Genomic DNA, 13,622 nt, shown 5'->3' on the forward strand with positions numbered 1-13,622 from the left:
TGGGGAGAAGGGAAGTTGCCGCAGCGTCGCCGATCCTCCTCTCCCCTCGGGGAGAGGGTGGCCGAGCAAAGCGGAGGCCGGGTGAGGGGGCCACACGGCACCACACTATCGGAGACAACCACCAATGTTCCAAAACAGGGCCGAAGCGCTTGCACTTGCGTTGCCCGCCGCGCTGTTTGCCGCGGCGGTCTTCCTCGTGCCGGTGGTGATCCTGCTCTCCGACGGTTTCCGCGGGTCCGCCGGGGGCTGGACGATCTCCGCCTATACGGATTTCTTCTCCAATTCGCTGAACCGCACCGTCTTCCTGCGCACGCTGAAGCTCGGGGCGCTGGTGACGGTCGCCTCGGCCGTCATCGGGTATGCGGCGGCGTTTGCGATCGTCAGCCTGGAGCCCGGCATGAAGGGCAAGATGACCGGCCTCGTCGTGCTGCCGCTGATGATCTCGCCGGTGGCCCGCACCTATGCCTGGATCGTCATCCTCGGGCGGACCGGCATCGTCAACGAGGCGTTTCAGTTCCTCGGCATCACCGAGGCGCCGCTACGGATTCTGTTTTCCGAAACGGCGATCTTCATCGGCCTGTTGCAGCTCTTCCTGCCGCTGATGATCATTTCGCTGATCTCGGCGCTCGAAAACATGCCGAAGGACGCCATTTCCGCCGCCCGGGTGCTCGGCGCCAACTGGTTCCAGGTGTTCTGGAAGGTCATCCTGCCGCTTACCAAGGAAGGCCTCGTGATCGGCGGGACGCTGGTCTTCACCGGCTCGCTGACGGCCTATATCACGCCCGCCATCCTCGGCGGCTCCAAGGTGCTGATGCTGGAAACGCTGCTCTACCAGCAGGTTTCCGTCTCCAACAATTTCGTCTCGGCGAGCGTCATCGCCTTCATCCTGATCGTCATGAGCTTTGCCGCGAACATTCTCCTGAAACGCGTCGCCACCGCGCGGAACAAGGCGAGGAGCCCGAAATGAGCGCCCGCAGCCTCTTCATCCCCGTCACGCTCTTTCTGGTGCTCGCCTTCCTGATCGGGCCGTTCCTGATCATCGTCGCGGCCTCGTTCTCGGCCGGCGAGACGCTCAATTTCCCGCCGCAGGGCTTTTCGCTGCGCTGGATATTGAAGGTCTTCACGGTCGAGAGCTTCCGCGCCTCGTTCGGCATGTCGCTGTTTCTCGCGATTGGCGGCACGGCGGCGGCGCTGGTGCTCGGCATTCCGGCCTCCTACGCGCTCTCCCGCTACAAGCTGCCGGGTGCGGAAATCGTCCGCACCGTCGTGTCGGCGCCGATCATCGTGCCGGGTATCATCGTCGGCCTGGCGCTGCTGCGTTACATCGTCGTGCCCTTCCAGGTCGGCATCACGGCGGCGCTGTTCCTCGCGCATACGGCGCTGGTGCTGCCCTATGCCGTGCGCGTCGTCTCCGCGAGCCTGGACAACCTGCGTTCCGACATCGAGGAGGCGGCGGTGCTGCTCGGTTCCACGCGGCTCGGCGCCTTCTTCCGGGTGGTGATGCCCAACATCCGCGGCGGCATTCTCTCCGCCTTCATCCTCGGCTTCGTCACCAGCTTCAACCAGGTGCCGGTGTCGCTCTTCCTCTCGGGGCCCGGCGTGCGCACGCTGCCGATCGACATGATCGCCTATATGGAGATCGTCTTCGATCCGTCGGTCGCCGCACTTTCCTCGCTGCTCGCCTTCCTGTCCGTCGGCAGCGTCTTTGCCGCCGAACGTTTCCTCGGATTCTCCCGCTATGTCTGATGCGCCCTACCTCTCGCTCGAAAAGCTGACGCTCGCCTATGGCGACACGGTCGCCGTCGCCGACCTCGACCTCGGCATCCGAAAGGGCGAGCTCATCGCGCTGCTCGGCCCCTCCGGCTGCGGCAAGACCACGACGATGCGCGCCATCGCCGGCCTGCTGCCGGTGAAGAGCGGCCATGTGCGGCTCGACGGCGCCGACATCACCCGCGTGCCGGCCAACAAGCGCGCCGTCGGCCTGGTCTTCCAGTCCTATGCGCTCTTCCCGCATCTTTCCGTCTACGAGAACGTCGCCTTCGGCCTGAAGCTCAAGGGCATGCGGGGCACGGAGCTGGACGCCAGGGTGCAGTCGGGCATCAAGTCGGTGGGGCTTTCCAGCTTTGCCAACCGCAAGCCGGCCGAGCTTTCCGGCGGCCAGCAGCAGCGCGTGGCGCTTGCCCGTTCCATGGTGATGGAGCCGAAGGTGCTGCTGCTCGACGAGCCGCTTTCCAACCTGGATGCCCGCCTGCGGCTGGAAATGCGCACCGAACTGCAGCGCGTCCAGAAGGAGACCGGCGTGACGATGATCTTCGTCACCCACGACCAGGCGGAAGCCCTGGCGCTCGCCGACCGCATTGTCGTCATGAAGAACGGCAAGATAGAGCAGATCGGCTCGCCGGAAGACATTTACAACCGGCCGCAATCGTCCTTCGTCGCCGATTTCGTCGGCTTCGAGAACATCTTTCCGCTCGAACAGGGGAAGATGAAGACCGGTAATGGTTTGATCGACCTGTCGGGCGATCTTTCCAGGCTGGCCCCTTCAGCGGCGGGCCTGGCCTGGCGGCCGCGTATGGTGACCCTGGGGGCAGGTCCTTTCAGGGGCACCGTGCGCGGCGCATCCTTTGCCGGTGATAGCAGGGAATACCTGCTCGACACGCCCTTCGGCCCGATCAAGGCCGAGGTGGAGGCAAGTCAGCCGGCGCATGCGCTGGGTACCGACCTTTCCTTCGACCTGCCGGCCGAAAGGGCCGCGCCGCTTGCGAGGTTCGCCTGAGCCATGGGCATCTGGATCGATACCGACATGGGCTTCGACGACATCGCGGCGATCATGGTCGCGGCGCATGCGGGGCTTGCGATCGACGGCGTTTCGCTGGTGTTCGGCAACGCGCCGCTGGACAACGTCCGGCGCAATGCGGCCGGGGCGGCGGCGGCTTTCGTCTGGCCGTTCCCGATCCATGCGGGGCGTGACGCGCCGGTGCTGGGCCGGCTGGAGACGGCGACCGACGTGCTCGGCCAGACCGGCATTCCGACCGCGGGCGTGAGCCTGCCGGAGGCCGCCGACACTTTCCAGGACGACGCTTTCGACGCGCTCTGCGCCTGGCTCGAAAAGGGCGAGGGGGAGCGGCGCATTCTGGCGCTCGGGCCTCTCACCAATATCGCGGCCGTCGCTCTTGCGCGGCCCGACCTTGCCGCGAAGATCACCGACCTCACCTGGATGGGCGGCGGAGTGACGGCCGGCAACCATACGGCATCGGCCGAGTTCAACGCCTTCGCCGATCCGGAGGCGCTGGCGATCGTGCTTGCCCACAAGATCCCGTTCCGGATGGTCGATCTCGACCTCTGCCGCAAGGTTCTCTGCGGACCCGACGACATCGCGCCGGTCCGGGCGGCCGGCGGGCGCAACGCCGAACTCGTGGCCGATCTGCTCGCCGGTTTCGTGGCGATCGCCACCAGCCGCGGCCGGCCGGCTATGGCCCTCTACGATGCGGTCGCGGCCGTCGCCTTCGCCTATCCGGAGCATGTGACCTGGCGCGATGCGCGTCTCGATGTCGAGCTTTCCGGGACGATCACCCGCGGCCGCACCGTGGTCGAGGCGCGCGCCGGCCGTGCCGAGTTCAACGCCGCCTATGGCGTTGAGATCGACGCCGAAAAGGCAAAGGCCGTCATTCTCGAAACATTGCGGGCGGAGGCGAGCTGGTGAAAAGCATCATCGCAAGCGTACAGGAATTCACCGAACCCGCCTTCCGCGACCGGGCCGTCACGGTCGCGCGCGGCGGCGCCCCCTTCGACATCCTGATTGCCGGCGGCACGCTGGTGGACATGGTGACGGGGGAGTTCAGGCCGGCCGATATCGGCATCGTGGGACCGATGATCGCCAGCGTCCACGAGACCGGCAGCCGTTCCGATGCCTCGCAAGTCATCGATGCGAGGGGCGCCTTCATCTCGCCCGGGCTCATCGACACGCATATGCATATCGAAAGCTCCATGGTGACGCCCGCAACCTACGCAGGCGCGGTCCTGCCGCGCGGCGTGACCACCGTGGTCTGGGATCCGCACGAGTTCGGCAACGTGCACGGCATCGACGGGGTGGGCTGGGCGGTCGAGGCGGTCAAGCCCCTGCCGCTGCGCGCCGTCGTGCTGGCGCCGTCCTGCGTGCCTTCCGCGCCGGGCCTGGAAACAGCAGGCGCGGATTTCGATGCCGCGGCGATCGAGGAAATGCTGTTCTGGCCGAAGATCGGTGGGCTCGCCGAGGTCATGAACATGCGCGGCGTCATCGATCGCGATCCGCGCATGAGCGCGATCGTGCAGGTGGCGCTGACATCCGAAAAGCTGGTCTGCGGCCATGCGCGCGGCCTTGCAGGCCCCGATCTCGCCGCCTTCATGGCGGCCGGCGTCACCTCCGATCACGAGCTGGTTTCCGCCGCCGACTTCCTCTCCAAGCTGCGCGCCGGCCTGACGATCGAGATGCGCGGCTCGCACGACCACCTGCTGCCTGAATTCGTCGAGGCGCTCAACACGCTCGGCCATCTGCCGCAGACCGTCACGCTCTGCACCGACGACGTCTTCCCGGACGATCTCGTCGAGGGCGGCGGGCTCGACGACGTGGTGCGCCGTCTGGTGCGCTACGGCATGAAGCCGGAATGGGCGCTGCAGGCGGCCACGCTGAATGCCGCCGTCCGGATCGGCCGGGCCGATCTCGGCCTGATCTCCGCCGGACGCCGGGCGGATATCGTCCTCTTCGAGGACCTCAGGGATTTTCGCGCACGCCATGTGCTCGCGAGCGGCACGCCGGTTGCTCGCGACGGCGGCATGATCGTCGGGGCGGGTTCCATCGATCCTTCGCCGCTCCGGGGCTCGGTCAAGCTCGAGCCTTTGCGGGCCGAGGATTTCAAGCTCCCCGCGACGGCGAAAAAGGTCCGGCTCGCAACGATCGATCGCCCGCGTTTCACCAACTGGGGGCAGACGGATGCGGATGTCGTCGACGGCTATGTGGTACCCCCGGAGGGAACGACCCTGATTGCGGTCGCCCACCGCCACGGCCGCGTCGACAGCCGCACCCGTCTTGGGTTCCTTACCGGCTGGGGCAAGTGGAAAGGCGCCTTCGCCACCACGCTCGCCCATGACAGCCACAACCTCACCGTCTTCGGTGCCGATCCCGCCGATATGACGGCTGCAGCCAATGCGGTGATCGAAGCCGGCGGCGGCATGGCGGTGGCGATCGGCGGCAAGCTCGAAGCGCTCCTGCCGCTGCCGCTCTCCGGCCTCGTCTCCGACGCGCCGATGGAGGAGGTGGCCGAGGGCTTCCGCAACATCCGTGCCGCCATGGACCGCGTCGTCGACTGGCAGCCGCCCTATCTCGTCTTCAAGGCCTGTTTCGGTGCGACGCTCGCCTGCAATCCCGGCCCGCACCAGACCGATCGCGGCATTGCCGATGTCACGACCGGCAGGCTATTGGAATCTCCGATTCTCGAAATTCTCGAATAGGTGAGACCGATGCAGCCGCATGATTTCTGGCAGGACGTGCATCCACCCGGAAGCTTCGACCCGGCCGGGCCGTTTTCCGGTTTCTTCCCCGCGACTTTGGAGGACGGGAGCCAGATCAGACTGCCGATCCGGCCGCTTGCCGACGGCGAGCATGCGCTCGCCTCGCTGATCGTCAACCAGGCGAGTTTCGACGTGCAGGACGCGCTTGCCGCCGATCTTGCGCCGAAGCTCGCGGGCCACCGGCCCGAGGTGATCGTCGGCCTGCCGACGCTGGGGCTGACGCTTGCCGCCGCCGTTGCCCGTTCGCTCGGCTTCACGCGCTACGTGCCGCTCGGGATCTCCCGCAAATTCTGGTACGACGAAACGCTCTCGGTGCCGCTTTCCTCCATCACCACACCCGAACAGCAGAAGCGGCTCTATGTCGACCCGCGCATGCTGCCGCTCATTCAGGGCAGGCGCGTCGCGCTGGTGGACGACGTGATCTCCAGCGGCACGTCGATCGTCTCGGGCCTCTCCCTGATGGCCTCGCTCGGCATCGAGCCTGTCGTCATCGGCGCGGCGATGCTGCAGTCGGAGCGCTGGCACGAGAGGCTCGACGCCTTCGGGCCGCAATGGCGGCCGCGCGTCGTCGGCTCTTTCCGCACGCCGATCCTGAAAAGGGCCGGGGAGGGGAGCTGGACCGTATGAGACGAATTGCGCCTTGCGAAAGAAAGGCGGCTGGCTAGGATCGCTCATCCGGACTTCAAAATACTCGGGACGGCTTCATGGAATTGGTTTTCGACGGCCACAACGATGTGCTCCTGCGGCTCTGGCGGAGCATGAAAGGGGGCGGCGATCCGATCGCCGATTTCATCAAGGGCACGCCGAGCGGCCATATCGACGGCCCGCGCGCCAAGGCAGGCGGGCTGGCCGGTGGTCTGTGCGCCATCTATATCCCCTCCGGCGATCTGGTCCTCAAGGAGCCCGATCCGAGCGGTCATTACGTGACGCCGATGTCCGCGCCCCTCGACCATCTGCCGTCGCTGACGGTGGCGCTCGAAAAGGCATCGATCGCGCTCAGGCTCGACCGTGCCGGCGGCTGGCGGCTCTGCCGCTCCACCGCCGATATCCGCAAGGCCATGGAAGAGAGCGTCTTCGCCGCCGTCCTGCACATGGAAGGCTGCGAGCCGATCGATCCCGATCTCGACAATCTCGAAGTCCTTTATGCCGCGGGCCTGCGCTCGCTCGGTCCCGTCTGGAGCCGCCACAACATTTTCGGCCACGGCGTGCCCTTCGCCTATCCCATGTCGCCGGATACGGGCCCCGGTCTTACCGATCTCGGCTTCGAACTCGTCAAGGCCTGCAACCGGCTCGGAATTCTCATCGATCTTGCGCACATCACCGAGAAGGGGTTCTGGGACGTGGCGAAGACCACGGACCAGCCGCTGATCGCCAGCCATTCGAACGCGCATGCGCTGACCCCCGTCGCCCGCAACCTCACCGACAGGCAGCTCGACGCGATCAAGGAAAGCGGCGGCCTCGTCGGGCTCAACTATGCCGTGACCATGCTGAGGCCCGACGGCCGCGACAATGTGGCGACGCCGATTTCCGACATGGTGCGCCATGTCGACCACATGGTCGGCCGCATGGGAATCGATCACGTGGCGCTCGGCTCGGATTTCGACGGCGCCTCGATTCCCGAAGAGATTCATGATGCTGCGGGCAATCAAAATCTGGTTGCGGCCCTTAAGGGAGCGGGCTACGCTGATAAAGAGCTAATAAAGCTATGCCGGGAAAACTGGCTCAGAGTTTTGGGGAAGGCCTGGCACGAATAGGTCGGTTCTCCCCAAAGGTCCAAGATTCAAAGGGGAAAATCGACCATGATTCAGGAATTCAAGGGACGAATCCGTCTTCTGACCACGGGCGTCGCGCTGGCGGTTATGCTGACGGCCGCGCCGCAGGCATTCGCCGCCACGCCGAAGGATACCCTGGTGCTCGCCTGGGCGATCGATGACATCATCACGCTCGATCCCGGCGAAGCTTTCGAAATCTCCGCCGGTGAGATCATGGGCAATGCCTATGACAATCTGGTGAACCTCGACATCAACGACACGTCCAAGGTGACGCCGGGCGTTGCGGCGAGCTGGACAGTGTCCGACGACGCGCTGACCTATACGTTCAAGATCAAGCCGGACCTCAAGTTCGCCTCGGGAAACCCGATCACCGCCGCCGATGTGGCCTACACGTTCGAACGCGCCGTAAAGCTCGACAAGTCGCCTGCCTTCATCCTCACGCAGTTCGGGCTCACCAAGGACAACGTCGCCGAAAAGGCCAAGGCGACGGACGATTCCACCTTCGTTCTGACGGTCGACAAGGCCTATGCACCAAGCTTCGTGCTGAACTGCCTGACGGCCAACGTCGCCTCCATCGTCGACAAGGCGCTCTTGGAAGAGCATGCGGCGGACGGCGATTTCGGCAACGGCTGGTTGAAGACCAACTATGCCGGTTCCGGACCGTTCAAGATGATGCAGTGGCGCGCCAACGAGATTCTGGTGCTTGAGCGCAACGACAACTATTACGGCGAGAAGGCGAAGGTGAAACGCGCCATCTACCGCCATATGAAGGAAAGCTCGGGCCAGCGACTGGCGCTCGAGGCCGGCGACATCGACGTTGCCCGCAACCTGGAGCCGGGCGATCTGGACGCGATCGCCAAGAACAAGGAAATCATCACGGATGCGGCGCCGAAAGGCACCGTCTATTATTTCAGCCTCAACCAGAAGAATGCGAACCTTGCCAAGCCCGAAGTACGCGAGGCGCTCAAATACCTGGTCGATTACGACGCGATCGGCGCGACGCTGATCAAGGGCATAGGCGAAATCCACCAGACCTTCCTGCCGAAGGGCATGCTCGGCTCGCTCGACGACAACCCCTACAAGCTGGATGTTGCGAAGGCCAAGGAGTTGCTGGCCAAGGCCGGTCTTGCGGACGGGTTCGAAGTGACCATGGACGTGCGCAACACGCAGCCGGTGACGGGGATCGCCGAAAGCGTGCAGCAGACCTTCGCACAGGCGGGCGTCAAGCTCAGCATCATCCCCGGCGACGGCAAGCAGACGCTCACCAAATACCGAGCCCGCAATCACGACATCTATATCGGCCAGTGGGGCACGGATTACTGGGACCCGCATTCGAACGCCGATACGTTCGCTGCGAACCCGGACAATGCGGACGACGCGGCCGCCAAGCCGCTGTCATGGCGCAATGCCTGGGATATTCCTGAACTGACGAAGGAAACCGCCGCGGCGCTTCTGGAACGCGAAGCGACGAAGCGCGGCGCCATGTACGAGGACTTGCAGAAGAAGGTGCTCGAAACGGGCCCGTTCGTGATCGTCTTTCAGCAGACCGAGGTAGCGGCCGTCCGCGCGGAGGTGAAGGGCTACAAGCTGGGTCCGAGTTTCGACACCAACCTGCTTTCGCCGGTATCGAAGGAATAACCTTACGGAGAAAGGTCCTTGGCCCTTTCCCACACATCCGCGGTGACGCGGCGAAACCGTCGCCGCGCTTCCTCCGCGGCGATGGGTTTGCTGCGTTTCGCCGTCACGACGCTGACGACGATTTTCGGCCTGCTGGTCGTGACCTTCTTCATCGGCAGGGTGATTCCGATCGACCCCGTGCTGGCGATTGTCGGCGACCGGGCGCCGGCGCATGTGGTGGAGCGGACACGGATCGAGCTCGGCCTCAACCTGCCGCTTTATCAGCAATTTTTCATCTATGTTGAACAGGCGCTCTCCGGCAATTTCGGCACATCCGTGCTGACCACCAATCCGGTGTTCGAGGATATCAAGCGGGTGTTTCCCGCGACCATCGAACTTGCGACGATCGGCACGCTGATCGGGGCGGTCCTCGGCGTGCCGCTCGGCGTGCTGGCCGCCGTCAAGCGCGGCAGCATTGCGGACCAGGTCGTGCGCGTCATCGGGCTGATCGGCTATTCGGTGCCGATCTTCTGGCTCGGGCTGCTGTCGCTCGTGCTCTTCTATGCGCGTCTGCGCTGGGTCGCCTATCCCGGCCGCATAGACGTCGTCTACGAATATACATTCACGCCGGTCACCGGCTTTTTCCTGTTCGATGCCGCATGGCAGAGGCAGTGGGACGTCTTCCGCGACGTGTTCCGCCATCTCATCCTGCCCGCTTCGCTGCTCGGCTATTTTTCGCTCGCCTATATCAGCCGCATGACCCGTTCCTTCATGCTCAACGAGCTTTCTCAGGAATATATCGTGGCGGCGCGGGCGAAGGGGCTGTCGGAGACCCGCATCATCTGGTTCCATGCGCTGCGCAACGCCGCCGTGCCGCTGGTGACAGTGATCGCGCTCTCCTATGCCGGCCTCCTGGAGGGGTCGGTCCTGACGGAAACCATCTTCTCCTGGCCGGGGCTCGGCCTTTACATCACCAATTCGCTGCAGAATGCGGACATGAACGCCGTTCTCGGCGGCACGCTGGTGATCGGGGCGGTCTTCGTCGGTATCAACATCTTCTCCGATCTCCTCTATCGGACGCTGGACCCGAGGACGCGCAGCCGATGAGCCCAAACCCGACAAGCGCGGCGGAAGCCCAGCCCAGACAATATAGCCGCGAATGGCTGCTTTCCGACCGGCCGGCCTCGCGCAGGCAGGCCCGTCTCGGCCGTGCCTATATCGTCTGGCGGCGTTTTGCGGAAAACCGGCTGGCGCTGGTGGGGCTTGCCATTCTCATCCTGCTTCTCCTCGTCGCCGCCCTTGCGGATGTGCTCGCTCCCTACGATCCCGTCGTGGGGGACCTGCGCAACGCCCGCCTGCTGCCGCCGGGCTCGGAGGGCTACCTGCTCGGCACGGACGACCAGGGCCGCGACATCCTCTCGCGCCTCGTCTACGGTTCTCGGCTGACGCTTCTCGTCGTGGTGCTTGTGGCGATTATCGCCGCTCCGATCGGCCTCATCGTCGGCACGGTCTCCGGTTATGTCGGCGGCTGGGTGGATGCCGTCCTGATGCGTATCACCGACATCTTTCTCGCCTTCCCGAAGCTCGTGCTGGCGCTGGCGCTGGTGGCGGCCCTGGGGCCCGGCATCGAAAACGCGATCCTGGCGATCGCCGTCACCTCCTGGCCGCCCTATGCGCGCATCGCCCGCGCCGAGACGATGACCTTCCGCAATTCGGAATTCATCGCCGCGGTGAAGCTGATGGGCGCCTCGCCGCTCCGGATCATCCTCAGGCACGTGATGCCGCTCTGCGTCTCGTCGCTGATCGTGCGCGTCACGCTCGACATGGCGGGCATCATCCTCACCGCCGCAGGCCTTGGCTTCCTCGGCCTCGGCGCGCAGCCGCCGCTGCCGGAATGGGGCGCCATGATCGCCTCGGGCCGCCGCTTCATCCTCGACCAGTGGTGGGTGGCCGCCATGCCGGGCTTCGCGATCCTGATCGTCAGCCTCGGCTTCAACCTGCTGGGCGACGGCCTGCGCGACGCGCTCGACCCGAAGGAGGCCGGCCAATGACGACCTCCGGGACGCCACTGCTCACGGTCGAAGACCTGCACGTCACCTTTCCGACCCGCACCGGCGAGGTGCAGGCGGTGCGGGGCGTCTCCTTCACGCTCGGCAGGGAGCGGCTCGGCATCGTCGGCGAGAGCGGTTCCGGCAAGTCGCAGACCGGCCGCGCCATCATGGGGCTCACGCCGCCGCATGCGAAGATCACCGCCCGGAAGCTCGCCTTCGGCGACCGCGACCTGCTGAGAATGCCGAAATCGGAGCGCCGTGACCTGCGCGGCAAAAAAGTCGCGATGATCCTGCAGGACCCGAAATATTCGCTGAACCCGGTCATGACCATCGGCCGGCAGATCGTGGAGACGCTGAAGACGCACGAGAAGGTTTCGACCGCTGAAGCGAAGGCGAGGGCGCTTTCGATGCTGGAGGCAGTGCAGATCCGTGATCCGGAACGCGTCTTCGATCTTTATCCGCATGAGGTTTCCGGTGGCATGGGGCAGCGCGCGATGATCGCCATGATGCTCGTCTGCGGGCCGGAACTGCTGATCGCCGACGAACCCACTTCGGCGCTGGACGTCACCGTGCAGCTCGAAGTTCTCTCCATCCTGGACAAGCTGGTCGCCGAGCGCGGCATGGGCCTGATCTTCATCTCCCACGATCTCAGGCTCGTCTCGTCCTTCTGCGATCGCGTCATCGTCATGTATGCCGGAAAGATCGTCGAGGAACTGCCCTCCGCGAACCTCGCCGGTGCCAAGCATCCCTATACGCGCGGGCTGCTGAACTGCCTGCCGACCATCGGAGCCGACCGGCATCCGCTGCCGGTCCTCGACCGGAAACGGGAGTGGGCGCTATGAGCTCGGCCGTTTCCATCCGCGACATGGTGGTCATCTATAACGATTTCGCGGCGCTGAACCATGTCAGCCTCGATGTCGGCGCGGGCGAATCCTTCGGCATCGTCGGGGAATCCGGCTCCGGCAAATCGACGCTGCTGCGCGCCATTTCCGGGCTCGCGTCGTTCGATCAGGGCACGCTGGCGGTCAATGGCCGTTCCTATTCCGGCCGCCATCGGGACAAGACGTTCTACCGCACCGTCCAGATGGTCTTCCAGGACCCTTACGGCTCGCTCCATCCGCGCCAGACGGTCGATCGCCTGCTGCTGGAACCGCTTCTCATCCACGGCTTCAACGATATCGAGGCCCGCATCACCCGGGCGCTGGACGAGGTGGGGCTCGGCTCCGGTTTCCGCTTCCGCTATTCGCACCAGCTTTCCGGCGGCCAGCGGCAGCGCGTCGCGATCGCACGCGCGCTGATCCTGGAGCCGAAGATCCTGCTTCTCGACGAGCCGACCTCGGCGCTCGACGCCTCGATCCAGGCGGAGATCCTGAACCTGCTCGAACAGGCGCGGCGCGACCGCAACCTCACCTTCGTCATGGTCAGCCACGATCTCGGCGTCATCAGCCACATGTGCGAGCGGCTGGCGGTGATGAGGCAAGGCGAGGTGGTCGAGACGGTGCCTGCGAAGGCACTGGAAAAACGCGAATTTTCCGCCGATTATACGCGCCGACTGCTCGTCGCCAGCGAAGGTTTTCGCCGGGGCTGAGACGAGCCTCACTTTCTAGCCGGCAGGACCTCATGCAGCTTCGCGCGCTTATGTATTTCGATGAACTGGTGCGCACGAACTCCATGCGGGCGGCGGCGGAGAACCTCAATGTCGCGGCCACGGCCGTCTCACGGCAGATCGAGAACCTGGAGCATTATTTCGGCACGCCGCTCGTCGAGCGCAGCAACCGCGGCATCAAGCTCACCGCCGCCGGCGAGCTCCTGGCGGCGAGGGCGGGGCGGACGCTGCGAGAGCTCGAACATGTTCACCAGCTCATCGACGACCTGCAGGGCCTGCAGCGGGGCAGGGTGGTGATCTATGCCAACGGCGCGACGGTGGCGAACCTGATCGCCCCGGTGCTGGCGGAATTCAGCCTGCGCTATCCGAAGCTCAGGTTCGAAGTGGCGATCACCAGCGCGCGGGAGGCGGTCGAGGCGCTTGCCGCCGCGGAGGCCGATCTGGTCGTCACGCTCTTCGCGCCGAAGATTTCCGGCGTGCAGGTGCGGCTGCGCTCCGAGATCACCTATGACGTCATCATGGCCGCGGACCATCCCTCGGCGGGCGCCAAGGAACTCGCGCTTCGCGACCTGATGCAGATGCCGCTTGCGCTGCCGGACAAGAGCTTTGGCGCGCGGCAGGCCTTCGAGGATGTCTTCACGAGGGAAGGACTGACGCTCGACCCGGTCTTCGTCACCGGGGCGCTGGAAATGCTGAAGGAACTGGTGCTGCGCCGCGCGGCGGTGACGCTGCTGCCGGCGCTTGCCGTGCAGAGGGAGATCGATGCGGGCCAGCTCGCCGCCGTACCGATCGCTGCCGGCAAAGCAGTGCGCACGCCGATCGATCTCTGCGTCGCGCCCGACCGCCAGCTTTCCTTCGCCGCCGGCAAGCTCGTCGATTTCATCGAGCGCTTCATGCGCGGCACCGACAACCGGAAACCGGCGCCCACAAAAGCGAGGCTTTAAAAGTGTTTCGTGTAGCGTTTTCGGCTACACAGGGAACACAAAATTCTGCATTGTGTGTGCACCTGCGAAATGACACAGTTTGCGC

General features: G+C 65.0%; 13 protein-coding genes. All 13 read left to right on the forward strand.

Annotated elements, in window-relative coordinates:
* Window positions 1-124 precede the first annotated feature (124 nt).
* The gene (locus ACMGE0_RS01945) at window positions 125-967 is read left to right on the forward strand and encodes an ABC transporter permease (RefSeq protein ID WP_436814171.1); all 843 of its coding nucleotides are present in this window, start codon (window positions 125-127) and stop codon (window positions 965-967) included.
* Window positions 964-1,746 carry an ABC transporter permease gene (locus ACMGE0_RS01950; protein ID WP_436814172.1) on the forward strand — a complete coding sequence of 261 codons (783 nt, stop codon included), beginning with the start codon at window positions 964-966 and terminating at the stop codon, window positions 1,744-1,746. Before ACMGE0_RS01945 ends, ACMGE0_RS01950 begins: the two co-directional genes overlap by 4 nt.
* Window positions 1,739-2,776: an ABC transporter ATP-binding protein gene (locus tag ACMGE0_RS01955; protein ID WP_436814173.1), complete on the forward strand. Its 1,038-nt coding sequence runs from the start codon at window positions 1,739-1,741 to the stop codon at window positions 2,774-2,776. Before ACMGE0_RS01950 ends, ACMGE0_RS01955 begins: the two co-directional genes overlap by 8 nt.
* Before the next feature lie 3 nt (window positions 2,777-2,779).
* A complete protein-coding gene (locus tag ACMGE0_RS01960) occupies window positions 2,780-3,703 on the forward strand; it encodes a nucleoside hydrolase (protein ID WP_436814174.1) in 924 nt (307 codons plus the stop codon).
* The gene (locus ACMGE0_RS01965) at window positions 3,700-5,487 is read left to right on the forward strand and encodes an adenine deaminase (protein ID WP_436814175.1); all 1,788 of its coding nucleotides are present in this window, start codon (window positions 3,700-3,702) and stop codon (window positions 5,485-5,487) included. The genes ACMGE0_RS01960 and ACMGE0_RS01965 overlap by 4 nt, the downstream gene beginning before the upstream one ends.
* Before the next feature lie 9 nt (window positions 5,488-5,496).
* Entirely contained in the window at window positions 5,497-6,174 is a 678-nt protein-coding gene (locus tag ACMGE0_RS01970; RefSeq protein ID WP_436814176.1) for a phosphoribosyltransferase, read from the forward strand.
* A gap of 77 nt (window positions 6,175-6,251) precedes the next feature.
* Window positions 6,252-7,301, forward strand: a complete 1,050-nt coding sequence (locus ACMGE0_RS01975; protein WP_436814177.1) for a dipeptidase — start codon at window positions 6,252-6,254, stop codon at window positions 7,299-7,301.
* A gap of 45 nt (window positions 7,302-7,346) precedes the next feature.
* Window positions 7,347-8,957 (forward strand): ABC transporter substrate-binding protein, encoded by a 1,611-nt coding sequence (locus ACMGE0_RS01980; protein WP_436814178.1) that lies wholly within the window; start codon window positions 7,347-7,349, stop codon window positions 8,955-8,957.
* Window positions 8,958-9,038: 81 nt separating this feature from the next.
* Entirely contained in the window at window positions 9,039-10,043 is a 1,005-nt protein-coding gene (locus ACMGE0_RS01985; protein ID WP_436814503.1) for an ABC transporter permease, read from the forward strand.
* Window positions 10,040-10,987 (forward strand): ABC transporter permease, encoded by a 948-nt coding sequence (locus tag ACMGE0_RS01990; RefSeq protein ID WP_436814179.1) that lies wholly within the window; start codon window positions 10,040-10,042, stop codon window positions 10,985-10,987. The genes ACMGE0_RS01985 and ACMGE0_RS01990 overlap by 4 nt, the downstream gene beginning before the upstream one ends.
* Window positions 10,984-11,829 carry an ABC transporter ATP-binding protein gene (locus tag ACMGE0_RS01995; protein ID WP_436814180.1) on the forward strand — a complete coding sequence of 282 codons (846 nt, stop codon included), beginning with the start codon at window positions 10,984-10,986 and terminating at the stop codon, window positions 11,827-11,829. Before ACMGE0_RS01990 ends, ACMGE0_RS01995 begins: the two co-directional genes overlap by 4 nt.
* The gene (locus tag ACMGE0_RS02000; RefSeq protein WP_436814181.1) at window positions 11,826-12,575 is read left to right on the forward strand and encodes an ABC transporter ATP-binding protein; all 750 of its coding nucleotides are present in this window, start codon (window positions 11,826-11,828) and stop codon (window positions 12,573-12,575) included. Before ACMGE0_RS01995 ends, ACMGE0_RS02000 begins: the two co-directional genes overlap by 4 nt.
* Before the next feature lie 32 nt (window positions 12,576-12,607).
* Window positions 12,608-13,537, forward strand: coding sequence for a LysR family transcriptional regulator (locus ACMGE0_RS02005; RefSeq protein WP_436814182.1), 930 nt, complete (start codon window positions 12,608-12,610; stop codon window positions 13,535-13,537).
* Window positions 13,538-13,622: the final 85 nt, after the last annotated feature.

The sequence above is a fragment of the Neorhizobium descurainiae genome (assembly GCF_051400715.1).
Classification (GTDB): Bacteria; Pseudomonadota; Alphaproteobacteria; order Rhizobiales; family Rhizobiaceae; genus Neorhizobium.